Source organism: Asticcacaulis sp. AC466, assembly GCF_000495815.1.
Lineage (GTDB): Bacteria > Pseudomonadota > Alphaproteobacteria > Caulobacterales > Caulobacteraceae > Asticcacaulis.
The window spans coordinates 13,287-38,913 of the sequence record NZ_AWGE01000012.1; the positions used below are offsets into that span (position 1 = coordinate 13,287).

A 25,627-nucleotide genomic window follows, 5' to 3' on the forward strand; every position below is an offset into this window, starting at 1 on the left:
GGCGCGTCTGATGGCTTCGGGCGCTGGACCTGAAATCGAGCGTCTGATGGCGCTTTTGTCCAAGCTGCCGGGGCTCGGACCGCGGTCGGCGCGGCGTGCCGCCCTGGCCTTGCTGAAGCGCCGTGACCAGCTGTTGATTCCGCTCACCCATGCCATGCAGGACGCCGCCGACAAGGTGGAAGCCTGTACCGTCTGTGGGCGTTTATCGACGCAAAACCCCTGTCCGACCTGCGCCGATCCGATGCGCGACGACGCCATGATCTGCGTCGTCGAAGAGGATAGCGCCTTGTGGGCCATGGAACGGGTGGGCGCCTTTACCGGGCAATATCATGTGCTGGGCGGGCTATTGTCGGCTCTGGACGGCGTGCGCCCGGAAGACCTGCGTCTGGACGGGCTGATCCAGCGCGTCAAGTCCGGTCGCGTGCGCGAAATCATCATGGCCCTGCCGGCCACAGTCGAAGGCCAGACCACGGCCCATTACATAGCCGACCGGCTGAAAGCGTTCGGGAACCAGATCGCCATCACCCATCTGGCGCGCGGCGTGCCTGTTGGCGGGGAACTCGACTGGCTGGACGACGGGACCATTGCCCATGCGTTCAAGTCCAGACGGTAAAAAGCCTGCCTTTTGGCGATAGGCGTCGCAGTCGTCGCTCGCAGGTATAAAAAATACCTGCATCGCTAGCCGGCTAGCCTCTCATCCAAAATTCAGGCTTTTTGTGCGGGGACGAGGCATATACTTATACCGCCCTGCTTGCGGGGCGGGGGACCGCACGAGACGCGAAGCGTTGAGATGTGGTGGTGGGGGCCTTCCTTCGCCCCCAATAGTCAGATACGGTTCAGGCGCCTGCCGCCAGCGCCGCCTTCTTTTCGCGGTTCTTCATCAGCAGATAGACAATCACGCAGCCGACCAGCTTGGACAAGATGGAAGCGCCGATGGCCCAGATGTTGAAAATGCCGGGAATGGCTGTCGCGGCCATCAGGTAAAAGACCGTCGTATCGATCGGTGAGCCCACCGCCGCCGAAATGAAGACGCGCTTCGACAGCGGCAGCTTCAGGAAGGTAAACAGGGCCCAGTCGATCGTCTCGCTGATCCCGAAGGCGACCGCGCTGGCCATAGCGATTTCCGCAGGGGCCATCTTGAACGATATAGCCAGACCGATCATCAGCGGAATGAAAATCCAGTGGCCGATTTCACGTTGCGCGAAGTCGCGCACCACCAGGACCAGGCCGGTGACAATGGCGAGCGGCGTCCATTCGCCGTGGTCGGGCAGGGGAATGGTCGGCACCGCCGCATAGGCCCAGTTGATGAACGGAATCAAAAACAGATACAGATAGGTCCACGGCGCCCGGCCGGTAAATGTCTTGCGCGCGGCCGCCCTGACGTCGATCATCCTATGTGTCCTCGGTTTCCGTCATCTCACGCCTTCTCTGGCGAAACTGTATCAGCGGCGGTGCGGACTGCAAGCGCAAATAGGGCTTGCCATTTTCGTTTCCGGAAGTTAGGAACATAGCATGAACATGTCAAGCGTCAGTCTGCTCGTTGTTATTGTTGTCGCCGTCGTTTTCGCCGGGGCGTGGTTTTTGGCCTTCACCGAGACGAAACGCCTGCGGACGCGCAACGAGGAACTGAGCGACCGGCTGACCGACGTCACCGCCGATCTGGCCGCGGCGAAGACGCAGGTGCGCAGCCTCGAAGACGCCCGCACGGCCATGAGCGAGCAGTTTCAGCTGGTATCCCATCAGGCCATGGAAAAATCGGCGTCGTCCCTGTTGCTGCGGGCCGAGGAAAGTTTTGTTGCGCGGGAAAAGCTGGCGCTTGAGCGTATGAATTCCAGCCTGCAACCCGTATCCGAAACCTTGACGCGCTTCGAAGCCCAGGTGAAGGCCATGGAAGAGGCGCGCAGCAAGAACAGCGGCGAACTGGAACAACAGATCAAGCAATTGCTGACCGCCTCGGACCAGACCCGTGAGGTGACGCAGAAACTGGCCAATTCGCTGCGCCGTGGCGCCGGTGTTCAAGGGCGGTGGGGCGAAGAAACCCTGCGCAACGTCCTCCAGGCGGCGGGCTTGACGCGCTTCGATTTTATCGAGCAGCACAATCTCGACACGGATGAGGGCCGCCGCCGGCCGGACGTCGTGGTGCGTATGCCCGGCGATAAGTCCAATGGCGTGTTCGTCATCGATTCCAAGGTCAACCTGACCGCCTTTCTCGATTCCATGGATGCGCTGGACGACGAGGCGCGCGAAACCGCCCTGCAACGCCATACCCAGGCCCTTCGCGCCCACGTTCGGGACCTGTCGGGCAAGGCCTATTGGGACCAGTTCAAGGATCAGTCGCCGGACTTCGTCGCCCTGTTTATTCCTGGTGACGGCTTTCTGGCGGCGGCGCTCGACCGCATGCCGCAACTGATGAACGAGGCCATGGACAAGAAGGTGATCATCGTCACCCCGACGACCCTCTTCGCCCTATGCAAGGCCGTCGCCTATGGTTGGCGCGTCGAAGACCAGATGAAGAACGCCTCCCATATCGCCGATCTGGGGCGCGAGCTCTATGCGCGCCTGTCGATCATGGGCGATCATGTGTCGGGCCTCGGCGGCGCATTGGGCCGGGCGGTTGAAAAATACAATGCCTTTATTGGTTCGCTGGAGACCAAGGTGCTGACCCAGGCGCGGCGGTTCGAAGACCTCCAGGTCGACCACCAGGGCAAGCCTTTGCCGGATCTGACGGCCATCGAAAGCCAGCCAAAGGTGGCTAACAAGTTGAAATCACTCCAATCGTCCGACAGTGAATCTGTTTGACTTGAAATTTTCGACCTGTGAGATTACATCTCCGCTATGGCCATACGCGAAATTCTTACCGTCCCGAACCCCGTCCTGAAGCAGGTCTCCAAGCCCGTCGCCGTCGTTGATGACGCCTTGCGCGCCCTCATGGACGATATGCTTGAAACCATGTACGACGCGCCCGGCATCGGCCTGGCCGCGATCCAGATCGGTGAACCCGTCCGGGTCATCGTTATGGACCTGCAGGAAAAGCCGGAAGACGACCCCGAAGGCGAAGCGGTCAAAAAGCCGCGTTATTTCGTCAACCCGGAAATCGTCTGGAAGTCGGATGACACCGCGCCCTACGAAGAAGGCTGCCTCAGCGTCCCGGAAATCTACGACGAAGTGCAACGTCCGGCCCGGGTCAAGCTGCGCTATCTCGACTATAACGGCAACCCGGTCGAAGAAGACGCCGAGGGCCTGTTCGCCGTGTGCATCCAGCACGAAATGGACCATCTGGAAGGCGTGCTCTTCATTGACCACCTGTCCAAGCTGAAGCGCGACCGCGCCGTCACCAAGGTCAAGAAGCTGACGCGCAACGCGGCGTAAAGAGCTTGCTCCCATAGTCTATTGCGATTAGACCTCCCAGACTTGCTGAGAGGTCTTTTATGCGTCTAGCCTTCATGGGCACTCCCGAATTCGCCGTCCGGGCGCTGGCTGAACTGGTGGCCAGCGGTCACGATATCGTCTGCGTCTACAGCCAGCCGCCCGCGCCGAAAGGCCGGGGCCAGGTGCTGAGCCCATCGCCGGTCCACAGCTTTGCGGAAAGCCTGGGGATCGAGGTGCGCACGCCCAAATCCATGAAGGCGCCCGAGGCCATTGCCGATTTCCAGGCGCTCGATATCGACGCTGCCATCGTCGTCGCCTACGGTCAGATTCTGAAGGCAGAAGTCCTCGATCATCCCCGTCTGGGCTGTTTCAACCTGCATGCCTCGCTTCTGCCGCGCTGGCGGGGGGCCGCGCCGATCCAGCGCGCCATCATGGCCGGCGATACCCATACCGGCGTCGAGGTCATGCGCATGAGCGAAGGCCTGGACGAAGGCCCGATTATCCTGACCGGACGCGTCGAAATCACCTTGGATGATACGGCCCAGAGCCTGCATGACAAGCTGGCGGCGCTGGGGGCTTCGCTCCTGCCGGTGGCCCTGGCCGCCATCGAACGCGGTGGCGCCAATGAGCAGGCACAGGTCGGAGAACCGACCTATGCCCGCAAGATTACGCCGGAAGAGGCCCGGATCAACTGGAACCGGCCGGCGCGCGACCTCGACTATCATATTCGCGGCCTGTCGCCCTTTCCGGGCGCGTGGTGCCTGTTGCAAACCGCCAAGGGCGAGCAGAGGCTGAAAGTGCTGATGTCGCGCCTGACGGATGAGGTGTCGGCAGAAACGCCGGGCACGCGCCTGCTGGGGGGCTTGAAGATCGCCACCGGCGACGGCGTGATCGAGCTTGTGCGGGTCCAGCGCGAAGGCAAGGCAGCCCAGGACGCCGCCGATTTTCTCAACGGCGGCCTGCTCAATCCCGGCGATATCCTGCTGTAATGCCCCGTTATAAGCTCCTTGTCGAATATGACGGTCGGCCGTTCAATGGCTTTCAGGCTCAGGGCGATCAGCCGAGCGTCCAGACCGCCATCGAGGCGGCCATTTTCAAGTTCACCGGTCAGGCCCTGCGCCTGACCGTCGCTGGCCGGACGGATACAGGGGTACACGCCACTGGGCAGGTGGTGACCTTCGATCTGGAGAAAACCTACCCGGCCAAGGTGGTGCGCGACGCCATCAATGCCCATCTGTTTCCACTGGCCGTGTCGATCCTGGCGGCGGAAGAGGTCGAGGCTGAGTTTTCGGCACGCTTTTCGGCGACGGGGCGCATGTACCTGTACCGCATCCTCAACCGCGAAGCGCCGCCCGCCATCGATCAAGGCCGCGTCTGGCATGTCAAAAAGCCGCTCGATGTCGAGGCGATGATCGAAGCGGCCAAGGCCCTGACCGGGCATCATGATTTCACGACATTCCGCTTCGTCGCCTGTCAGGCCAATTCACCGATGCGCACGCTCGACATCGCGCGTGTGAAGCGGTTCGGCGAAGAAGTGCATCTGGTCTTCGCGGCGCGGTCCTTCCTGCATCGTCAGGTCCGGTCGATGACGGGAACCCTGGTCGATATCGGCACTGGGCGCTATCCGGTGGCCTATGCCGGCGAAGCCCTGGCCGCCGCAGACCGCGCCCGTTGCGGTCAGGTTGCGCCGGCGCATGGCCTCTATCTGACGCAGGTCACTTACGAGGCGGAGCCGAATTTCGAAAAATATGCCTCGATCAAGGCCGAATAGGCGTGGGTCAGCGCTTCGAGATCGGCGACGGCCACGCACTCGTTAATCTGGTGCATGGTCTGGCCAACCAGACCAAATTCGACCACGGGGCACAGGTCGCGGATAAAGCGTGCATCGGACGTGCCGCCGGTCGTTGACCGGTCGGTGTCCAGGCCGAATTGCGCACGGATCACGTCGGCGATCAGGTCGACGAAGGGGCCGGCCTCGGTCAGGAAGGCCTCGCCGGAAATGCTCGACTGGACCTCGATGGCCGCGCCTGACCTGTCCGCGATATGGCGGGCGACGGTGTCGAACCACTGGCTCAGGGCCGCGCCGGTGTGCGCCGGGTTGAAGCGGATATTGACCCGCGCCCGCGCCGCCTGAGGGATGACATTGGTCGCGGTGTTGCCGGTGTCGATGGTGGTGATTTCGAGGTTCGACGGCGGAAATGAGTCATAGCCGTCGTCGAGATGGCGCGCCTTTAGTTCGGCCAGCAGATCAACGAGTACGGGCAGGGGGTTGAGTGCGCGCTGCGGATAGGCGACGTGGCCCTGCTTGCCGGTGACGGTAAAGGTGGCGTTGATCGAGCCGCGCCGCCCGACCTTGATCATGTCGCCCAGTTGCGCCGACGACGACGGTTCGCCGACGATGCAGTGATCGATGACCTCGCCCGTCTGCTTGAGCCAGTCGACGACGCGCACCGTGCCGTCGGTCGCCACGCCTTCTTCGTCGCCGGTGATCAGGAAGGACAAGGACCCGGCTTGGTCATCGATGCGCGACACGGCGGAGATCCAGGCCGCGATGGCGCCTTTCATGTCCACGGCACCGCGGCCGATCACCTGGCCGTCATGGATTTCGGCGCCGAACGGATCGTATTTCCACAAGGTGCGCACGCCGACCGGCACGACGTCGGTATGGCCGGCAAAGCACAGGTTGGGAGAGGCGGCGCCGCGCCGGGCATAGAGGTTTTCGATCTCGCCGAATGTGAGGCGCGTGCACGTAAAGCCCAATTCGGTCAGAATGGTCTCGACCGTATCCATGGCTCCGGCATCGGCCGGCGTCACCGACGGCCGGGTAATCAGAGCCTGGGTCAGGGTTGTTACGTCAAGCATTCCACACTCCGCGCCGATGTACCGCTTTTCGGCAAAAAACACATGCAATTGCCGCGCCTTTCCTCTAAGTGCCTTTAGACGCCGGGGGAAGACTCTAAATTAGGGTCGAGATTGCATTTTTGCTCAAGGTTTTGCCGTGACTACGCCGCCTGAAACGCCCGCCATCGACCTGCCGCCGCTGCAGGAAGACAATCGCCACCCGTTGCAAATTCCGGATTTCCGCTCGTTCTGGCTGTCACGTCTGTTCGGCGTGCTCGGGACCTCGGCCCAAAGCGCGGCCATCGCCTGGCAAGTATATGAAATCGCGCGGCGGACCGAGGGCGTCAAGGAATCGGCGCTTTATGTCGGCCTGATCGGCCTGGCGCAGTTTCTGACCCTGTTTGCCTTTACCCTGCCGGCGGGCATTGTCGCCGATCGCCACGACCGCAAGAAGATCGTCAGCGTCGTGCTTATGGCCCAGTTGCTTTTGTCGCTGGGGTTTTTCGCCTATTCCTTCATTCCGCATCCGCCGTTCTGGGGCCTGTTTGCCCTGAGCGCGGTGCTGGGTGCGCTTCGCGCCTTCAGCGCTCCGGCCAGTTCGGCCATTGGGCCGATGCTGGTCCCGAAACATATCCTGCCCAAGGCGATCGCCGTCAATTCCATGGCGTTTCAGACCGGATTGATCGTCGGTCCGGCACTGGGCGGGTTGCTTGTCGGGTTTTCACCGCGTTTTGCCTATGGCTTCTGCGCCGGTCTGTGCCTGATCGCCTCGGTCCTGGTTCTGACCATCCGCACACCGACCAATCCCGATGCGCCGTCGGGATCGAAGACGGCGATGCTCAAGGAAGGCATGGAATATATATGGTCTAACAAGATCATCCTGGGCGCGATTTCGCTCGACCTGTTCGCCGTGCTTCTGGGTGGCGCCACCGCCCTCATGCCGATGTTCGTCAAGGATATCCTCCATGCCGGGCCGGTCGCCTTCGGCCTGTTGCGGGCATCGCCGGCCATCGGCGCCATCGTGACCTCCTTTATCCTGTCGTGGTCGCCTATTCGCCGCCATGCCGGACCGTGGATGTTTGCGGGTGTCGCCGTCTTCGGTCTGGCGACGATCGTTTTCGGCCTGTCTAATATGATATGGCTGTCGATTGCGGCGATGATCGTCCTGGGCGCGGCCGACATGATCAGCGTCTATGTCCGCGGTACACTGGTGCAGATCGTCACGCCCAACCATATGCGTGGCCGTGTCGCCTCGGTGTCCTATCTGTTTATCGGTGCGTCGAACGAATTGGGCGAATTCGAAACCGGCGTCGTGGCGCGTTTGATGGGACCGGTCAATGCCGCGCTCTTCGGGGGGATTGGTTCGCTCATGGTCACCGGCGCGTGGATCAAGCTGTTCCCGCCCCTGTGGAAGGCGGACCGGCTGGATTAGCGCGTACCGCTCTTATACCGAATTAACGCGTACCGCGCGTCGTAGTGATGGCGGACCGCAGGGGACGGGCATTGCCGCGAACCGGGCTGACCTCGGTCTGAGCCAGGGCCTGCGGACGTGAGGTCTCGTTTTCGCTCTCGTAATGATAGCCGCCGTTCAGAGCCACGGCGTTGTCGTTGATCGTGGTGCCGTTCGGGCTGACCTGGGCCACGGCGATCATGGAATCGATTTCGCGCTTGCGGGCCCGGAAGGCGAGCAGATCGGCGCCGGCCAGAGTGTTGGATTGGGGCACCTTTGCCCCCTTCGGATCGATCGGATGGTGGTCGTGCCACACTTCGAAATGCAGGTGCGGGCCGGTGGAACGGCCCGTTGTGCCGACATAGCCGATAATCTGGCCCTGGGTCACGTGCTGGCCGGGGCGCACGGCAATCGACGACATGTGGCCGTAGCCGGTTTCCCACTCCTTGTTGTGGGCGATGCGCACCCATCGGCCATAGCCGCCCCACCATTTGGCGTCCATGACGACACCGTCGCCGGCGGCCTGGATCGGGGTGCCTGAGGGGGCGGCGAAGTCGATGCCGGTATGCATCTTCATGAAGCCGACAATCGGGTGAAAGCGCATGCCGAACCCGGACGAGGTGCGCGCGCCATAGATGGGCGTGGCCAGCAGGAAGCCTTTGATGCTGCGGCCATTTTCATCGTAATATTCGGTGTTTTTCGTCCCGCGCGGCGCAAAGGAATAGAAGCGATTGACGCCGCCCTTGGCCTGGATTTCGGCGTAGAGCAGATTGCCGGCTTCGACCGTGCGACCGCTTTCGGTGACCTTGCGGTCGAAGACCAGCTTGAAGCTGTCACCCGCTTGGATATCGCGTTCGAAATCGATCTTGTGGGCGAACAGCTTGACCACCTGGGTGGTCAGGGTCGGGGTCGCGCCGAGGGCGGCGGCGGACGTGAACAAGGAACCCTTGATCTGACCGATGGCGATGCGGCGTTCGTCGCGCACCGATTCTTCCAGGGCGCGCAGGCGCATCGTGCCGTCACGATCCGTGGTCAGGGTGAGTTGCTTGGCGGGGCCGGTGCGCAGGGTGAGGCCCAACAGTCGGGCCGTGCCGGTGCCATTAACCGGGCGGGCAATGGCGGCTTCGAGGTTCAGGCCGGTCTTCAGGTCGGTGACCTTGAACGATTGCGACAGTGTATTGACCGCCATCTGGGCTTCGTCAGCGGAGATTCCCATGCGCTTGAGAGCATCGGTCAGGGATTCGCCGGAGCGCACGGATACCGGCATGTCGACTGGCTGGCTATAGCCCGGACGGGCGGCTGCCTCTGCATAGGCCTGGGTTTCGAGCGCCATCGCGGCGGCAGGGTCCATGGGAGCGGACAGGCCCGGCATGGGCTGAATGACACGCCACAACAAAGTGCCGACCGTCACGGCCGTCGCCAGGGCAAACACCATTGGCGTCAGTCTGACAGGTTGTCGGCGGGGATCGAGTTGAGCCATGTACGCGTATTCGTCCTGTTAAGCGGTGGTGTCCCGCCCGGTTCCGTCATCGGCAAGGCCGCGGACGGGCAGGGGAAACATACTCAATTTAGCTTTGCTTGAGGCCAGTTTGGCGCCCAAGCGGCAGGCAAGACTCGCTGAAAGTCGGCACAATGACCCGAGTCTCATAGATGTGGAAGGCTCTGCTTACGCCAAAATAAGGCGAAAATGAGGCTTGAGGCTCCCCTACAGATCTTCCGGCAGGGTCCGGATTTACCTTGTGATCCTTAAAATCCTGCTTAAAAGAGGTTAATTGAAGGTTAACGCGTTAACCTTTTCAAATTCGCGCCCCGGCCTTTCGCCGGTAAGCATTTCATTGTTCTTGAAAAATTCCGGGTATTCGCTTTCGTTCCCGAAAAAACACCGTTCACTGACGAAATGTCCGATTTTGGGCTCAAATTCCACCTAGGCTGCGGACAAAATTGTTATTGTGTCCACATTTTTTAAGAGGTTTGCATGATACTGGTCCCTTCCCGCAGGCAGAAGCCTCCCGTGCGATACAGAAGCGTATAAGACTCGATTGATGACGAAACCCATCCCCTTTGACGACGAAGCCTTGTGGTTTCCTGCGCATACGAGCGCGGGGGACAGCTTCACGCGTCCGGTGGGGGTGGATGGCGGACCGCCGGCGGACGCGCAAGACGATATCGGTCTGCCGGGGCGAAGACCCACATCTCAACGTGGCGGCGGATCAGGCAACGGCAAAAAGGGCGGCGGGTTCGGCGCGGCGGGCTGGATCGGAATCGCCTTGTGCGGCGTGGCTCTGTGCGGCGTTGCCGTCGTCGGCGCGCGCAAGGAGGTGGCCTCTGCCGTCGTCGAGGGCTGGCTGCGTGGCCAGGGGGTCCGTTCGCGGGTGACGTTTGACGCCTTGTCGCTAAGCCATGCCGAAGGCTCCGTCCTGATCGGCGACGCGAAACAGCCTGAAATGCGCCCTGAAATGAGCATAGAGCACTTCGCGGCGGATTACCGGCTTAGTCTGTTCAGCGGTGGACAACCATTGGCGCGTATCGACCGCGTGCGCCTAACACGACCGGTTGTGGCGTTTTCCATCAAGGACGGTAAACTGCATTTCGGTTCGCTTGACCGGCTTGTGCAGAATATCCTGTCTGCGCCGCCGTCCAACACACCGCCGCCGCGCGACATTATTATAGAGGACGCGCAGGTCCGCCTCGACAGCGACTATGGCCTGCTTCAAGGCCACGGGGGAATCTCCCTGCACGATGGGCAACTGGTGCTGCTCGACCTGACCCTGCCCGCGACCCGCCTGACGGGAAAGCTGGGCGCCGGCCAGGTGCGCCAGGGCCGGATCACGGCGCGGTCCGTCAATACCGGCGTGGGCGGCGACCAGTTGCACGTGAAGGCCAATCTCGGCGGCGACAACTGGACCGTTCGGCCCGGCGGCAATCTGGTTGAAACCATAGGCGCGGACGACGAACGTTTTTTTGCCCGCAATGTCGCGCTCGATGTCGATGCCTATCTGCCCTATCGCCATTCCAAATCTATGTACGAAGCCTTTAGCGGCGCGGTCGCGGCGACGGTGGCGTTGCGAGCCGATGAAATTCGCGGCGCCGGGGCGCGTGCGACGGGCTTTGACACGCAACTGCAATTCGCCGGCAACCTGAAAACAAATGAGAAGGGTACGGCCTATTCCGGCCGCGCCGAGGTTGTGACCCGGGCCGCTACGGTGACGGGCGCGGACCTGACCGGCGATGCGCTCACCGTGTCGGGCAAGGACCTCCAGCTCAATACCGGTTTCTCCAGTGATACCGGCCTGGCCTTCAACCTCACCGGACCGTTGCGCGGCGATGCCGCGCTTCTGAAGCAGGGCGACCTGCTGGCGCGGGCCGTGCGCATCGATCTCGGTGATTTCGCCCTGGCGTCGGATCGCGACGGGGCGAAACTGTCGTTCAATGGTCGCGCGGATCTGGGGCAGTTCCGCCCTATGACCGGCCTGGCGCTGGACCAGTCAACCCTGTCCTTGCGGGGCGAAGGGGAGGCGGCGGCGAACGCCGGTCCGTGGAATTTCCGTCTGACCAGCGATATCTCGGCGGTACGCAGCAGCTATACCGGCCTGTCGGCCATGGCGCGTGGCCGTGCGGCTGACCGCGCTGCCGCCGCCGCGAAAACCCCCGCGCCCGGCGCTCCCAATCCGCCGCCGCCGGACGCCATTATAACCCTCGATCGCGCACTTGAGCGGTTTGCCTTGCGGGTGAAGGGCCTGAGCGTCGATGTCAGCGGTGATCCCTCCGGTGCGCCGCCGCGACTCACCGTGCGCGCCAAAAGCGCGGTCGCCGATTTGAATGGCGGCGGTACGGCCACCCTGACGCCGCATGCTACCAAGCCGCTATTCGCGACCGGTCAGACCGGCGCCTTCGGTTTGGCGCTGAGCGGTCCGGACCTGCCGCAACTGGCCTTGACCATCGATGGTCTGGCCTCCGATCCGCGCGGTGTTGCCGCCGGTGCTTTCGGTCTGGCCGCTCAGTTCGATTTCGATCCCTTCGCTGGGGCCACGTTCGATGGCGAGGGGCGATTTGTTGTGACCAATGGTGGGGGGCTGATTGTGACCCTCAGCCGCCCCGCGACCTTCGCTGTTCGCTCCGCCGAATTGGGGGATCATCTCGAAAATCTGTCGGCGACGATTACCCAAACCGGCCAAACCTTCCTGACCTACAATTCCGACGCCTGGCGCGTCAGCGGGGCATTCGGTGGATTGGCGCTCGCCGCACCCAACGAAAGTGTAAAGCTGGCCGATGGCAATGGGCCGTTCGAAGCCTATAGCCTGGGTGACGGCCTGGGTTTCAAGGCGGCGCTCAGCCGCGCGACCCTGACCGATGGACTACCGGCTGACCAGACACGGTTTACCCCCTTGCTGTTGTCAGGCACGATCAACCAGGACCGTCGCGCCCTGACCGGTCGTTTCTTCGCGGCGACCTCGGCGGCAAAGGGGCCGGATGGCACACCTCTGCGCATCGCCGCCATCAACCTCGATAATAATAACCTCAGTGGCGCGGGCGCTCTATCGGTCAGCACTCTGGACCTGAATTTCAGGGCGGACGGCCTTCAGCCCGCGCAACTGACGCCGATGGCGGCCATGATATTCGCCGGTGGGGTGAACGGCGGCATAGATTTCAAAGGCGCCTTCAACTGGGACAAGACGCGGACCTGGAGTGGCGGCATCCTGAAAATCGGTATGCGCGATTTCATGGGCGCAACGCAAAACCTTGGGCCGAAGGGGATGGACTTTATCGGCCCGACGGGCGCGTCCGAAGGCCTGACCGGTGAGATTGACTTCACCTCCCTGGCGCCGCTACGCTCCGAGCCGGGCCAGAAAATTCACCTGGCCAAGACTCAGTTGGGCGTGCCGCTGACCGATCTGGACCTGAACGTCCAATTCCTTGGCGACCAGATGCGCGTCGAATCGGCCCGTGTCGATAGTCCTGGCGGGGTGCTGCGGCTGGAGCCGACGATTGTGCCGTTCGACGGCAAGACGCCCGTGACTGGCACCCTGACCTTCGACGGCCTCGATTTCGGTAAGGTGGTGGCCGCTTCTGACCTGGCCAAGAGCATGACCTTTGAGGGGCGCATGTCCGGCCGTATGCCGTTCCGCGTCGAAGGCGGCAAGATCCGTTTGTCCGATGGCGCGATGTCGTCGGATGCGCCCGGCCATATATCGATCCGGCGCAGCGCCGTTACCGGCATCGAGGCAACGGGATCCATGACCAGCGACACGCCGTCGCCGACGGCGGCCCTGGCCGCCAGGAATGCCGAAGCCGCTGCCGATCCGAACTTCAATCCGTTTCAGGATCTGGCCTACCAGGCCATGGAGCACATCGCCTTCGATAAGGTTGATGCCCGCCTCAATTCCACGGACGGCGGCATCCTCGATATCAACTTTCACATCAAGGGACATTTCGACCCGCCGCAAAAGCAAAAGGCCAATATCAGCCTGTATGACTATATTACAGGCAAGTGGATGCAGAAGCCGATCGCCCTGCCGTCGAATACGCCGCTGGAGCTCTATCTCGAAGTGCCTCTACCGCTCGACAAGATCATCGACGCGGCGGTGCAGTATAATTCCCTGACGGCGCTGAAGGCAAAGCCGGAATAACCGCGCCTCAGGTGCTTTGACCGTCTTCCGTGCGCGCGATTTCGACGATGATATCGCCGGCCTGAATGGCCTGGGCCGGTGCTTCCCAATAGCCGTATAGTCGGCCGTCGCGGCAGATGCGCACGCCCATGCCGGTGGTCAGGTCGCGCAGGCGTTTGCCGATATCGACCGGAGATGCCGGACGTTCGCGCATGACCACCTTGCCATCAGCCGAGGCCAGGTCGGCGATGCAATCTACGACCAGATGGCCTTCCGAGGCGCGCGCCAGCAGATGACCGCCCATGCTGACCGGATTGATGATGTTGGTGGCGCCGGCCTGGCGGATCAGATCTTCGTTTTCAATGGCGCGGACTGTGGCGCTGATGGGCACCTGTGTGTTCATCTGGCGAGCCGACAGAACGATCAGCACGGTGGAATCGTCGCGGTGGGTCGACACCATCACGGCGCGTGCGGTTTGGACGCAGGCGGCATCCTGTATCGCATTGTAGGTGGCGTCGCCTTCGATACCGGTGACGCCGCGCGCGGTGGCGGCAGTCACGCGGCTGGCATTTTGATCGACAACGACCACGGTGTCCGGGTTCGCCCCCTGACGGAGCAGTTCATCGACCGCTGCTTCGCCGGTTGCACCGTAGCCGTAGACAATGATGTGGTTTTTCAGCTTTTTGCGGATCATGTGTGTCCTGAACTGCTCCCACGTACTTTTCAGCGCCAGGGTATAGGCCGTGCCGAAAAAGATTATCCAGATGAAGAGCCGGATCGGCGTCACCACGAAGGTGTCGAACATCCGGGCGCGGTCGGTAACGGGCGTGATGTCGCCGTAGCCGACCGTCGTGACGGTGATGGCGGTGAAATAGACCACATCGAGAAAGGAGACGTGGTTGTCGGTATTATCGCGCAGGCCGCCACGATCGAGCCAGTGGCCGGCCATGGCTATACCGAGAAGGACCACCACCAGCGCGGCGCGAAGCCACAGGGATTGCCAGATATTGAGCCTGGGACGCCGCCTCGCAATGATCGGTGACGACGGCTTTGGCACGGGTGAAATCATGAACGGCCTTTCGCAGCGTACCTTGTTTTGCTGTAAAAGGCCGCACGGTTTCAAGTAAAATATCCGTTTCGTTCAGCCACGGTTCAGCCTATATCTGCCTATAGTGTCGATATCGATCCAAAGCGCGTTCAAGAGGGAGCCATTATGAAAAAAGTGATTGCGGCGGGAGCTTTAGCGATTTGCGGACTGACGCTGATGGCTTGCACGCCCTCGGTCAACGTCAATGTCAATCTGGCGCCCATCTACGCCAAGCTCGATGTCGATGTTAAGGTTCACCTGGATGAGGACGTGAAAGCCCTCGCCAAAGAAAACCCGAACCTGTTCTAGGCGCTACGGAAAGTGAGAAAAATCATGAAGAACGCTCTGCTTAAAACCGTCCTGGCTGCCGCCCTCGTGGCCGGTTCGATCACCACGGCCGCTGTAATGACGGCGCCGGCCTATGCCGATGTCGCCGCTTCCAAGGCCAAGGTCGATGCCGCCAAGGCAAAGGGTGTGGTCGGTGAAAAGAACGACGGCTATATCGGTTTCGTATCCGGTGGCGGTGACGCCGCCCTGAAGGCCGCCGTCGACGAAATTAACGCTGGCCGCCGCGAAGTCTATGGTCAGGCCGCCGCCAAGAATGGCGTGTCGGTCGATGCCGCCGCCCAGGCCGCCTTCGTCAAGGTCATCCTGGCGAAGGTCAATGCCGGTGAATATTACCAGGATGCCGGCGGCGCCTGGGTCAAGAAATAGTCTCGAAACCGACATTTTGGCTAAAGACTAACCCTCCGGACGATGTCCGGAGGGTTTTTTGCCGGCTGTCATCTATGTCGCTTCAGGCTTAAGTCAATCTGCAACCTTCTCCGGCACACTTCGTGCATTGGGCGGAAATGGCGCCGTGTGGGCGTCGGATTTGATACAGCTGGTTCCTGAAGTCAGGGACGACGGGAGCAGGGAATGCAACAGGACCATTTGAAGCCGCTGACATCGCTGCGATTTTTCGCCGCCTTCTGGGTCGTGCTCTATACCTATATTCATGAACTGGCGGGAGCGCCGGTCGTCGGAATCGTCGACAAGGGGTATCTCGGTGTCGACCTGTTCTTCGTGCTGTCGGGTTTTATCCTGTCCTATTGCTATCTCGACGGCTTCGGCGAGGGGCGGTTCAGCTACGGCCAGTTCACCGTCCACCGTCTGGCGCGTGTCTACCCGCTTCATATCGCAACCCTGCTCTTTACCCTGCTGCTGATCGCGGCGGCCGCCTTAAAAGGGGTGCAGCTTGACGCCAATGCCGCAAACTGGGCGGCGCTGCCGGCGCATCTGACCCTGACCCAGGCGTGGGGGCTGGCGCCGACGGCCTCCTTCAACCATCCGTCCTGGTCTATTTCGGCGGAATGGTTCGCCTATCTGTCCTTCCCGGCGGTGGCCTTCCTTGCCTGGCGGTTGCGCGACAGGCCGATCGTGGCGGTCAGTCTGGCCATTGCCCTTCTGGTAGCCATAAACCTTGCCTTCGCGGCGTTTGCCGGCTTCAACCTGACCCGCGCCACCTTCCAGTGGGGCGCGCTGCGCATTGTCCCGAGCTTCCTGTACGGCAGTGCGCTCTATCTGGCTTGGCGTTCCGGCGCGGTGGCGAATCGCACCGTGGCTATCGCAGGCACGCTGATCGCCTTGGCCGCGGTTGCGGGTGCTGCGACCTTCGGGCAATCGGACATTTTGATGGTTGTCGCCCTGGGACTGCTGGTCCTGTCTGTTTCAGGCCTGAATGAAAAAGGTGTGATGTCGAACCGCACCCTGGTCTATCTGGGGGAAATCAGCTTCGCCACCTATATGATCTACGTGCCCTGGAAGTGGGTTTACCTGAAGGCCGCCAATGCGTTCCTGGGTACTGAACACCAGCCTTTGCCACTGTTTTGGTGGTCTGTGGGGCTAGTCGCGCTGGTGCCGTTATCGATGTTGGCACACCATCTTGTCGAGCGGCCGTTTCGTAAAATCGTCCGTTTTCACGGCGAACGACTTCACAACTCGATCACGTATTTGTGGGCGAAATAAGGTTAATTTTTCTCCGAGCGGGCGCAAAAGCTATTTGAAAATTAATTTTTCTGTTGTATCCAAGACACGGGATCAACAGTAAATGAGTAGTTTGCGTGAAAAAAACCGTTTCGGCGTTGGCCTTTGCCGTTCTTGCCCTATGTGCCGCTGGCTCCGTTGATGCCAAGGCCAAAGCCCATAAAACGACTAAGGCGGCCGCTGTCAAGGTCGCTACGCGTAACTCGCCAGCTAGCGCTGCATATCTCCAATGCGTCACCTTTGCCCGTCAGTTCACCGGCATGCAAATCTTCGGCGACGCATGGACATGGTGGGAAAAAGCCACCGGTCGCTACGAAGAGGGCACGGCGCCCCGTCCGGGCGCAGTGCTGGTTTTCCGTCAGCAGGGCAAGATGAGCCGTGGCCACGTCGCCGTCGTCTCCCAAATCATTACCGATCGCTATATTCAGGTGACCCACGCCAACTGGTCGCCGATCAATGGCCGCCGTGGCCAGGTCGAAGACAATGTCAACGTCCTCGATGTGTCGGAAAAGGGTGACTGGTCGCTGGTCAAGGTCTGGTACGGACCGATGAACGACCTCGGCACCACTGTCTACACGACCTACGGTTTTATCTATCAAGATCCGAACAATGTGCGCATGGGTGACAATGTCACGACCATGATCGCTCAGGCCGAACCGGTCGCCGCGCCGAAGCCGGCCGCGACCCAGATCGCCATGAATACCGCCCCCGTTTCCAGCCCTGCGTCCGTCAAGGATCTGCCGGCTGACCTCGAAGCCGCGCTCACCCCCGGCAATCACAAGGGCTTCCAGTCCGTGAAGCCGGTCCAGGTCACCGCGCACGTTACCGGTAAGCCGGCTGCCGAACTGGTGGCTCAGATTGACGCCGATAACGAAGCCGCCGGCCGTCCGGTCGCCAAGGTCAAGGCGCCGTCCGCCAAGTCGACGAAATCCAACTCGCGCGTTCGCACCAAGCTGAAAGACTGATCTTTACCCCTCCGCAGGTTTGCGGCTAGATACGGGCTGGAAGACATGCCGTTATACGGTATGACTTCCGGCCTTTTTCTTTTGTCCGGCGCTATCGCCGGGCAGACCGTCCGGGGAATCGTTTGCTAACCTTACGTTCACAGAACGGCCATGTTGCCGAAGGCGCCGATGCGCTCAATCCCGCCATCGTCTGGCTCGATCTCCATATGCCGACGCGCGATGAGGAACTCAGCCTGGAAGCCTGGCTTGGCGTCCAGTTGCCGACCCGTGAGGATATGGACGAGATCGAAACGTCCAGCCGCTTGTATCTGGAGGATGGCGCAGCCTTCATGACGGCCCAGATCGCCTTTTTCGGCGGCGCGTCGCAATTGCAGGCGGGCCCCGTCACCTTCGTATTGGTTGGCGGCCGGCTTGTGACCATCCGCTATATCGATCCGGCCTCGTTCAAAATTTTCGGCGGGCATCTGGAAAAGCAGCCAGCCCTGTGTTTCGACGGGGCGGTTGCCTTTTTGAATCTGCTCGATGTTATCGTCGACCGCACCGCCGATCTCATTGAAAAAACCAGTGGCGGCATAGATGCCCTGTCCAAGGCGGTCTTTACGACACGGCGCAAGACCAGGCTGGAAAACGTGCTGATCAGCCTGGGGGCAGCGCAGAACGATATCGTCAAGATACGCGACTCTCTGGTGTCTTTGTCGCGGTTGACCGCCTTTGCCGCCACACTGGAAAAGTCGGCCACGGGTATCCGCAAAATCGCCGAATTGCGCGAATTTCATGATCGCCTGCGCACCATGTCCCAGGACATCGCTTCGTTGAGTGACCACTCAAGTCACGTATCCGGACATATCGCCTTCCTGCTTGAGGCGGCGCTGGGGCTGATCAATGTCGAGCAAAACCTGATCGTCAAGGTCATTTCGATCGTGTCGGTGATCTTCCTGCCCCTGACTCTCATCGCCAGCATTTACGGCATGAATTTCGAGTACATGCCGTTCCTGCATCAGCCTTTTGCCTTCGAAGCCGTTTGCGGCATCATGGGGCTGATCATTGTTGGCCTGCTGGTCTTGTTCAAGGTCAAGCGCTGGATATAAGGCGCTAATGCGTCTCGCGGCAGGCGTGGCACAGGCCGCGGACTTCCAGCGTAACACGGTTGACCAGGAAGCCGGTTTGCGTGGCGCGGGTTTCGACATCGGGCAGGCTGGGGATAGCGATTTCCTCGCTCTGGCCGCAGCATTCGCACAACAGGAAAGCCGCCGTATGTCCGTTCGGAAAGCTGTGGTCGTGCGTATCGCAGGCGACGAAGGCATTCAGGCTTTCGATGCGATGGATCAGGCCCATTTGCTCCAGGAAGGACAGGGCGCGATATACCGTCGGGGGCTTGGCGGCGCCATCGGGATGGAAGCGGTCGATGACGTCATAGGCCTTGATGGGCGCATTGGCTTCCAGGATCAGCTCATAGGTGCGCAGGCGTGACGAGGTCATGCGCTCGCCGGCGTCGGCAACGCGCACCTGAGCGGCCTGCAGACGCATAGCGACGGCATCTGGTGTATGATCATGGTCGTGATCGTGTATGTGTTCGCACGTATGGCTCATTGCTATAAGGTAAGGTCTGAGTAGCGATTCCGCAACTGGCTTAAAAAGCGGCAATCCGTTGCCTCATACCGGCACAAAAGCCGCCTGGTTGCAGAAAAGATCGAACCCCGTTCGCCCGGCCGGTCACAGAGCTTGCCCACTGGTGCGCGTTGCGCTAGAAGCGAGGCTCATTTTTTTCTCCAGCCTTTTCAGTAAAGCGACCATGGCACAAGAACAAACCAACGACGCGACGCTCACAGGGAACGTCCTTTTCTATAAAAATCCTGAGCCGCTGGCCCCCGAAGTCCACGGCGCCATGGGTATTAAGGCTATTCCGGCGCCCCACGCCTTTGTCGCCGAAACCAATGTCGTGCCGCTGACTGTGGCTGAATTTCCGGCGGCATCGCTGAGCTTCCCGATCGTCTTCATCGGTGAAAACTACATGCCCGTCGCCGCCATGGGCCTGTCGGCTGGCCAGAACGTGTTCGTTTCGGCGGACGGCCAGTTCAAGCCGGACGCCTATCTGCCGGCGTTCGCGCGCCGCTATCCGTTCGTTTTCGCCAATGACGAAACCCAGGAGCGCATGATCCTCTGCGTCGATACGCAGGCCGAAATGGTCGCCAAGACCAACCCGGACGTGCCCTTCTTCGAAAACGGCAAGGCCTCTGCCTATGTCGAGAACGCCATGCAGTTCTGCTCGGATTTCGAAAACGAGCGCCGCCGCACCGAATCGTTCGTAGGCCTCCTGCGTGAACTCGACCTGCTGGCTGCGCGTGAAACCCTCTACCGCCCGCAAAATCCGGACGGTACGCCGGGCGAACCGCAAAAGATCGCTGAATACTTCGCTGTCGATGACAAGAAGCTCAACGAACTGTCGGGCGAAAAGCTGGTCGAACTGCGCGACAATGGCGCCCTGACCCACATCTACGCCCACCTGAACTCCCTGCTGGCCTGGGACAAGCTGATCGCCATGACGATCGAGCGCAACAACGCCCAACCGGTCGCCAACTAAAACCTCATACCAATGTGCGCGGTATAGAACCGCTTCATTGGTATTCGCTTTTCAGCTCAGGCGCCGCATGGCTCGCCGCATAAGCGGCGGCGGGCGGCCGCCCTTACCAAACGTCATGGCCAAACGTCATGAGACAAAGGTCGTGAAGCTTGGTATCAGGCGGCTTTAAGGTCTAAAATGCAGAAAGCTCCGGGCGGTTGTCCGGAGCTTTCTTGTATCTGGGCCCTCTTGTATTTGGGCCCTCTTGTATCTCGGTAAGGGGAAGCCGGGATCTATTCTATCGGCGCCTTGGGCAAACGCTGGAACACCGATCGCGTCAGGCAGGAAAAGACCAGCCGCCCGGCTTCGTCGAGCACGTCATTCTGGGCAATGACCACGCCCTTGGTGTCGCCCACCGCATCCTTGCCCATCACGGTCAGGCGGCCGCGCAGCAATTCGCCTGGCGGCGGATTTCGCGACCAGCGCAGAGCATCGACCGCCAATCGCTTGGTCTGCGGCCAGTGGAGCGCGGCTTCGGTTTCCAGTTTCGACCACAACGCGAAGATCAGCGCATCGGGAATGCCGTCATCCGGGTTCCAGCTCGGCGCATAGGATTTGCAAAAGGCGGCCAGTTCGTCTTCAGAGATGACGCCGGCGCCGATGGATACGCTTTGGCCGATATACAGGTCGTCGAAGGCTGCGGGCATGAAAGAGCTTTCGGAAGTCAGCAAAGGAGGTATTTCAATAGACTGACTTGCCGGGGAGCGCAAACACCAAAAATTGGCGGCGGTACAGCCTCTTAACCCTATGCGGTTGTTGATTATTCAATGGCTATATGGTTCTGTTGCGGCGACCCAGTGCAGGAAGACCATGAGTACGTCTGAGCCCCCCATTATCGAGGATGAGCCCTATGAGGGCCTCTATCAGGGTGCCCGCCAGCCGGTCTTTCATACCCGTGACAACAGTCATCTGCCGGATCGCTTTCATCTGGCCGAAATTCTGAAAAGCACACGCGAATCCCTGGGGCTGTCTCTGGACGAGGTCGCCGACATCACTCGCGTGCGCCGGACCTATCTCGAAGCCTTCGAGCAGGCAGCCTATGATGTCCTGCCACCGCGCGCCTTCGCCATCGGTTACGTCAAGGCCTATGCCAAGGCGTTGGGACTTGATGAAGAGACCCTCGCTGACATGTTCAAGCGTGAGGTGACGGCGGCGCCGACACGCCTGCATGCGCCGTCCGGTGCGTCGCTCGATGACGTCAAACCGAACTACCGTCTCTACATCGCCGCCGCTTTGTGCCTGGTCGCGGCGGTCGTGATATGGAATATCGTCCAGCGCCAGCCCAATCTGCGCCTCGGCGGCGGCGCTCATGGCGACGCGGTGGCGAACAAGCCGTGGACCGTTGCCGGTCTGCCCAATACCCTGAATGGGGCGATATTCGTGGGCCAACCCCTGCCTGCACCGCAGGATCAGGACGTGCCCGCGCCCTACGTGACACCAGGGCTGGAAGCCGGGTTCGCGTCGATGCAGGCCGAATCCCGCGCCAATTCCGCCACGGCTGCGCCCGTGCAGGCGGCCGTCCAGATGCGCAAGGCGTTCAATCCGCGCGGTGCGGTTTACGGCGCGCCGCCGGAAAATTCCGCCGTCACCATCCAGGCCAGCAAGATGGTCAACCTGGTTGTGCGCTCACCGGACGGCACTGTCTATTTCGCGCATTCGCTGGGGGCCGGAGAGGCCTATCGTGTTCCCGTCAACGATCAACAGAACCTGTTGCTTGATGTGTCCGACGCGACCGCCTTCGACATGTATTACAACGGAGAATACGCCGGTAGCCTGGCGACTATGAATACGGTCGAAGGCATTAAGTCGCTGGTGGCGCCGATCGGCAAGGTCAATAGCAAGGCATCGCTGCTGTCGGCGGCGCTTGATCAGCATGAGGCGCAATCGGACGGGGGCGCGGCCAAGGCGGTTTCCGAACCCATTGCGCCTCTGAAGCCCACCAAGCCTGCGGGACCCATTCCCTACCTGCCTAGCCAGCGTCCCGCCGCGGTGCCGGATGCCGCCGCCAGTTCAGTCGCGCCCGCGCCCGTGCCATCAGACAACCAATAGCGGCACCGTAATATTATTTGACATCACGCTTGTGACGCGGGGGCGACATCCTGATATAAGCCGCATGGCTTGCTGATTACAGTTCTGGAAATAGACGAGACACCTGGCGCATGGATACCCACCAACCTCACGACCACACCCATGTCCGCCCGTGGCGGATGATCCAGCGCCGCCCCAGCCGCCAGATCATGGTGGGCAAGGTGGCGGTGGGCGGCAATGCACCGATTAGCGTGCAGTCCATGACGAACACCCTGACCTCGGACCCCCAGGCGACGCTGCGCCAGATCGCAGCGATGGAAGAGGCGGGCGCCGACATTGTGCGCGTTTCCTGTCCGGACGTGGACTCCACGGCCGCTCTGAAAACCATTGTCGACAATGCCAACGTGCCGATCGTCGCCGACATCCATTTTCATTACAAGCGCGCCATCGAGGCCGCCAAGGCGGGCGCGGCCTGCCTGCGTATCAATCCCGGCAATATCGGATCGCCCGACCGGGTGAAAGAGGTCATCCAGGCCGCCAAGGATTATGGCTGCTCCATGCGGATCGGCGTCAATGCCGGATCGCTGGAAAAAGACCTGATGGAAAAATATGGCGAACCCTGTCCGGAAGCCATGGTCGAAAGCGCGCTGTTCCACGCCAATATCCTGCGCGATCACGACTTCCATGAATTCAAGATATCGGTGAAGGCGTCCGACGTCTTCCTGACGGTCGCCGCCTACAACGCCCTGGCCGATGCTATCGATTGTCCGCTGCACATTGGGGTGACCGAAGCCGGACCCTTGCGGACCGGCACAATCAAGTCCGCCATTGGGCTAGGCAATCTGTTGTGGGCGGGTATCGGCGACACCTTGCGCGTGTCCCTGGCCGCCGATCCGGTTGAGGAAATAAAGGTCGGTTTCGATTTGCTCAAATCGCTCGGCTTGCGTCACCGCGGCGTCAACATTATCGCCTGCCCGTCATGCGCCCGTCAGGGCTTCAATGTCATCGATACGGTAACCAAGCTGGAAGAGCGCCTGGCCCACATCGCAAAGCCGATGTCTCTGTCGATCATTGGCTGCGTCGTCAACGGCCCGGGCGAGGCGCTGTATACGGATGTTGGCTTTACCGGCGGCGGTGCTGGCTCGGGCATGGTCTACCTGGCCGGCAAGCCCGATCACAAGCTCAGCAACGCCGACATGATCGAGCATATTGTCGAACTGGTCGAAGCCCACGCCGAGAAGCTTTAGCCGTCGGACAGGCTTCGACATCATCGCGACCTACGGCATGCGCGGCGATAGTTTAACCACCTTGGCGGACTTGGCGTAAATGTCGTTGTCCGGTTCGTTCGGCACCAGCTTGCGGTCGTTGTCCCACATGGTGTCGATGACGGTTCCGGCCACCGGCTTTGAGAACAAATAGCCCTGGATGATGTTGCAGCCCGCCTGGCGAAGCAGGTTTTTCTGGGCGCGCGTTTCCACGCCTTCGGCGACGATATTCAGATTCAACGCCTTGGCCAGCTTGACGATGGCGCGGATAACCGCTTCGGCTTCCGGGTCGACACCGAGGTTCGACACGAAGGAACGGTCGATCTTGATCTTGTCCACCGGGTAGCGGCTGAGATAACCGAGCGAAGAATAGCCGGTACCGAAATCGTCGAGCGCAATCGAGAAGCCCATGTGGCGCAGGTCGTGCAGGATCATCTGGGTGGTGCTGTCGTCATTGAGCAGCACACCTTCGGTGATTTCGATCTCGATCTGGCTGGCCGTAGTGCGGGTTTCGATCAACATCTCCTTCATGTGGCTGACAAAAGCCGCGCAACGAATCTGGGAGGCGGAGACATTGACCGCGACCTTCAGGCCGGGCCAGCGATGAGCGTCCATCATGGCGCGGCGCATGACCAGGGTGCCCAGCTCCTGCATCAGGCCGCATTCTTCGGCGAGCGGAATGAAATAGGCGGGCGAGACGGGACCACGGCTCGGATGGGTCCAGCGGCAGAGGGCTTCGACGCCGACGATGACGCCATAGTGGTCGACCTGAGGCTGGTAGACGACATCGATATCGCCATTGTGGACAGCTTCGCGCAGGCCGGTTTCGAGCGTCTTGCGGAGTTTGATGGTGGCATCCATCTCGATTTCGAAGAAGGCATATTGGCCGCGGCCCATATCCTTGGCGCGGTACAGCGCCAGATCGGCCTGGCGTAGCGCTTCGGCGGGGTCGATATCGCCATCGTGCAGAATGGTGACACCGATCGAACAGGAGGAAAACACCTGACCTGAATCCAGATTGACCGTGCCGGTCAAACCTTCCAGGATGCGCTTGGCGAGCGATCCGGCGCTACTGCCGTCAGTATCGGTCTGGATAATGACAAATTCATCACCGCCAAGCCGCGCCAGCGTATCGCTGGAGCGGATCATCGCGGCAATCTTTGCGGCATTGTGACGGATCAGCTCGTCGCCGGCCATGTGGCCGAGCGTATCGTTGACATCCTTGAAGCGGTCGAGGCCGATGCACATTACGGCCACCTGACCGCCGTGCCGTTTGAGACGTTCGGTTGCCTGATTCAGTCGGTCGGCGAACAGGGTGCGGTTGGGCAGGCCGGTCAGGCTGTCGTGCAGGGCCATGTGCTTGGCCTTGGCTTCGGATGCGATCAGGCCCTGAGCGGCGCGCTGGCTCTGGTGCAGCAGAACGATGGCGATCAGGCCCAGGCCGAGCGAAATCATCAGGACGGGGCCGAGCGTGCGAATGAACAGCGTATGGCCCGGCGTGTCCGGCATCCAGGTCAGTTCGGCGGCAACCTTGCCGGTCGCTTCGTCGCGGAAGGCGACGGACGCCGAACCATCGGCGCGCGTCTGGCCGGGCTTTAGCAAGGTGATGTTGGACACCATGTAGCGTTGCGACAGCGCGATCAGTTCATCACCGCTCAGCCGATGTGTCCCGATGGCGACATAGGGTTTGTAGGCGCTAAGCGGCGAATTCTTCTTGTCCGACAGCAGCATAGACGCACCGACAATATAGATTTTGCCGTCAACTGCGATCAGGCGACCTTCGTGATTGGTCGCCGCGCTATAGAACTGTCCCGTGGCGCGCAGGGCATTTTGCCTGTCGCGCAGATCATTGACCAGGCTCTGGCTTTGGCGCTTCAGGTCAGCGAAGAGGGCAGGGTCTACCGTCTTGCCGTCCTTGTAGGCGAAGACGATATTGCCATTGCCATCCAGCAGCATGTTGGCTTCGAAATTGACGAAGTTCTGGAAGTATTCGCCTATATTGCCCTTGACCCAATCTTGATCATACTTGACGGCTGTGCTTTCGACCGCCTTGTCCCAGATGGTGATCGGCGTCATGAGCATGGAATGATCGTCCGCCATCTGGTTCAGTCCCAGACGGACAAGGCGTTCTTCGCGGGTGCGTGACATGCTGTCGGCCTGCTCGGCCCACACCCACAAACTGCCCACCAAAGCACACACAGCCACGATGACAATCAAAGCCATCGGTGCAAGCAGTTTTAATTCACTTGAATGTCTTTTCACCAGGTCCTCATTCTGAGGTTACGGATAATTCAATCTGAAGGTTACTGTAGATATCTTAAATTATGACAAACAAAGGCCTTTTTTATTTAAACGATTGTTAAGATGTTTG

22 protein-coding genes are annotated in these 25,627 nt (G+C 60.8%); 15 read left to right on the plus strand and 7 right to left on the minus strand.

The genetic code is table 11. From position 1 onward, the window contains the following. Positions 1-10: 10 nt before the first annotated feature. Positions 11-613 (plus strand): recombination mediator RecR, encoded by a 603-nt coding sequence (gene recR / locus AEAC466_RS34650; RefSeq protein WP_023458444.1) that lies wholly within the window; start codon positions 11-13, stop codon positions 611-613. Positions 614-836: 223 nt separating this feature from the next. On the opposite strand, the gene AEAC466_RS34655 is transcribed toward recR, so the two are convergent. Continuing rightward, on the minus strand, positions 837-1,391 hold the full coding sequence (locus AEAC466_RS34655) for a VUT family protein (RefSeq protein ID WP_023458445.1): 555 nt from the start codon (positions 1,389-1,391) through the stop codon (positions 837-839). A gap of 121 nt (positions 1,392-1,512) precedes the next feature. Here AEAC466_RS34655 and rmuC point away from each other — a divergent pair, with 121 nt between their 5' ends. Genes rmuC through truA form a run of 4 tightly spaced genes read left to right on the plus strand, consistent with a single transcriptional unit; the run spans position 1,513 to position 5,140 of the window. Further along, positions 1,513-2,799 carry a DNA recombination protein RmuC gene (gene rmuC, locus AEAC466_RS34660; protein WP_023458446.1) on the plus strand — a complete coding sequence of 429 codons (1,287 nt, stop codon included), beginning with the start codon at positions 1,513-1,515 and terminating at the stop codon, positions 2,797-2,799. A gap of 36 nt (positions 2,800-2,835) precedes the next feature. Next, positions 2,836-3,369, plus strand: a complete 534-nt coding sequence (gene def, locus AEAC466_RS34665) for a peptide deformylase (protein WP_023458447.1) — start codon at positions 2,836-2,838, stop codon at positions 3,367-3,369. Between the two features lie 59 nt (positions 3,370-3,428). Further along, positions 3,429-4,358, plus strand: coding sequence for a methionyl-tRNA formyltransferase (gene fmt / locus AEAC466_RS34670; RefSeq protein ID WP_023458448.1), 930 nt, complete (start codon positions 3,429-3,431; stop codon positions 4,356-4,358). Next, positions 4,358-5,140, plus strand: a complete 783-nt coding sequence (truA, locus tag AEAC466_RS34675; RefSeq protein WP_023458449.1) for a tRNA pseudouridine(38-40) synthase TruA — start codon at positions 4,358-4,360, stop codon at positions 5,138-5,140. Before fmt ends, truA begins: the two co-directional genes overlap by 1 nt. Here the strand turns inward: truA and dapE are convergent. After that, positions 5,089-6,231 carry a succinyl-diaminopimelate desuccinylase gene (dapE, locus tag AEAC466_RS34680; protein WP_031238876.1) on the minus strand — a complete coding sequence of 381 codons (1,143 nt, stop codon included), beginning with the start codon at positions 6,229-6,231 and terminating at the stop codon, positions 5,089-5,091. The two genes, truA and dapE, sit on opposite strands and share 52 nt — an antisense overlap. 136 nt (positions 6,232-6,367) lie before the next feature. Here dapE and AEAC466_RS34685 point away from each other — a divergent pair, with 136 nt between their 5' ends. Beyond that, positions 6,368-7,642, plus strand: a complete 1,275-nt coding sequence (locus AEAC466_RS34685; RefSeq protein WP_023458451.1) for an MFS transporter — start codon at positions 6,368-6,370, stop codon at positions 7,640-7,642. Positions 7,643-7,664: 22 nt separating this feature from the next. Here the strand turns inward: AEAC466_RS34685 and AEAC466_RS34690 are convergent, their stop codons facing one another. Continuing rightward, positions 7,665-9,140, minus strand: a complete 1,476-nt coding sequence (locus tag AEAC466_RS34690; protein WP_031238877.1) for a M23 family metallopeptidase — start codon at positions 9,138-9,140, stop codon at positions 7,665-7,667. A 562-nt stretch (positions 9,141-9,702) separates the two neighbouring features. On the opposite strand from AEAC466_RS34690, the gene AEAC466_RS34695 reads away from it, so the two are divergent. Then, positions 9,703-13,287, plus strand: coding sequence for an intermembrane phospholipid transport protein YdbH family protein (locus AEAC466_RS34695; RefSeq protein ID WP_023458454.1), 3,585 nt, complete (start codon positions 9,703-9,705; stop codon positions 13,285-13,287). A 7-nt stretch (positions 13,288-13,294) separates the two neighbouring features. Here AEAC466_RS34695 and AEAC466_RS34700 read toward each other — a convergent pair whose 3' ends face one another. Then, a complete protein-coding gene (locus AEAC466_RS34700; protein ID WP_023458455.1) occupies positions 13,295-14,335 on the minus strand; it encodes a potassium channel family protein in 1,041 nt (346 codons plus the stop codon). A gap of 144 nt (positions 14,336-14,479) precedes the next feature. On the opposite strand from AEAC466_RS34700, the gene AEAC466_RS34705 reads away from it, so the two are divergent. The 5 genes from AEAC466_RS34705 (at position 14,480) to AEAC466_RS34725 (ending at position 18,431) form a co-directional block, all read left to right on the plus strand. Next, the gene (locus AEAC466_RS34705; protein ID WP_023458456.1) at positions 14,480-14,662 is read left to right on the plus strand and encodes a YnbE family lipoprotein; all 183 of its coding nucleotides are present in this window, start codon (positions 14,480-14,482) and stop codon (positions 14,660-14,662) included. Between the two features lie 24 nt (positions 14,663-14,686). Then, a complete protein-coding gene (locus AEAC466_RS34710; RefSeq protein ID WP_023458457.1) occupies positions 14,687-15,067 on the plus strand; it encodes a YdbL family protein in 381 nt (126 codons plus the stop codon). Between the two features lie 204 nt (positions 15,068-15,271). Next, complete coding sequence (locus tag AEAC466_RS34715; protein WP_023458458.1) at positions 15,272-16,360, plus strand: acyltransferase family protein; 1,089 nt, start codon at positions 15,272-15,274, stop codon at positions 16,358-16,360. 95 nt (positions 16,361-16,455) lie between these two features. Then, the gene (locus AEAC466_RS34720) at positions 16,456-17,343 is read left to right on the plus strand and encodes a CHAP domain-containing protein (RefSeq protein ID WP_023458459.1); all 888 of its coding nucleotides are present in this window, start codon (positions 16,456-16,458) and stop codon (positions 17,341-17,343) included. Between the two features lie 122 nt (positions 17,344-17,465). Further along, positions 17,466-18,431, plus strand: coding sequence for a magnesium transporter CorA family protein (locus AEAC466_RS34725; protein WP_023458460.1), 966 nt, complete (start codon positions 17,466-17,468; stop codon positions 18,429-18,431). A gap of 4 nt (positions 18,432-18,435) precedes the next feature. Here the strand turns inward: AEAC466_RS34725 and AEAC466_RS34730 are convergent, their stop codons facing one another. Next, positions 18,436-18,870 carry a Fur family transcriptional regulator gene (locus AEAC466_RS34730; protein ID WP_235074274.1) on the minus strand — a complete coding sequence of 145 codons (435 nt, stop codon included), beginning with the start codon at positions 18,868-18,870 and terminating at the stop codon, positions 18,436-18,438. A gap of 265 nt (positions 18,871-19,135) precedes the next feature. Here AEAC466_RS34730 and AEAC466_RS34735 point away from each other — a divergent pair, with 265 nt between their 5' ends. Continuing rightward, a complete protein-coding gene (locus AEAC466_RS34735) occupies positions 19,136-19,924 on the plus strand; it encodes a SapC family protein (protein WP_023458462.1) in 789 nt (262 codons plus the stop codon). A 272-nt stretch (positions 19,925-20,196) separates the two neighbouring features. Here AEAC466_RS34735 and AEAC466_RS34740 read toward each other — a convergent pair whose 3' ends face one another. Beyond that, positions 20,197-20,610 (minus strand): acyl dehydratase, encoded by a 414-nt coding sequence (locus tag AEAC466_RS34740; protein WP_023458463.1) that lies wholly within the window; start codon positions 20,608-20,610, stop codon positions 20,197-20,199. A gap of 163 nt (positions 20,611-20,773) precedes the next feature. Between AEAC466_RS34740 and AEAC466_RS34745 the strand changes: the two genes are divergently transcribed. Then, on the plus strand, positions 20,774-22,012 hold the full coding sequence (locus AEAC466_RS34745) for a helix-turn-helix domain-containing protein (RefSeq protein WP_023458464.1): 1,239 nt from the start codon (positions 20,774-20,776) through the stop codon (positions 22,010-22,012). A gap of 110 nt (positions 22,013-22,122) precedes the next feature. Beyond that, entirely contained in the window at positions 22,123-23,238 is a 1,116-nt protein-coding gene (gene ispG / locus AEAC466_RS34750; protein WP_031238879.1) for a flavodoxin-dependent (E)-4-hydroxy-3-methylbut-2-enyl-diphosphate synthase, read from the plus strand. A 30-nt stretch (positions 23,239-23,268) separates the two neighbouring features. Here ispG and AEAC466_RS34755 read toward each other — a convergent pair whose 3' ends face one another. Continuing rightward, entirely contained in the window at positions 23,269-25,518 is a 2,250-nt protein-coding gene (locus AEAC466_RS34755; RefSeq protein WP_235074276.1) for a bifunctional diguanylate cyclase/phosphodiesterase, read from the minus strand. Positions 25,519-25,627: the final 109 nt, after the last annotated feature.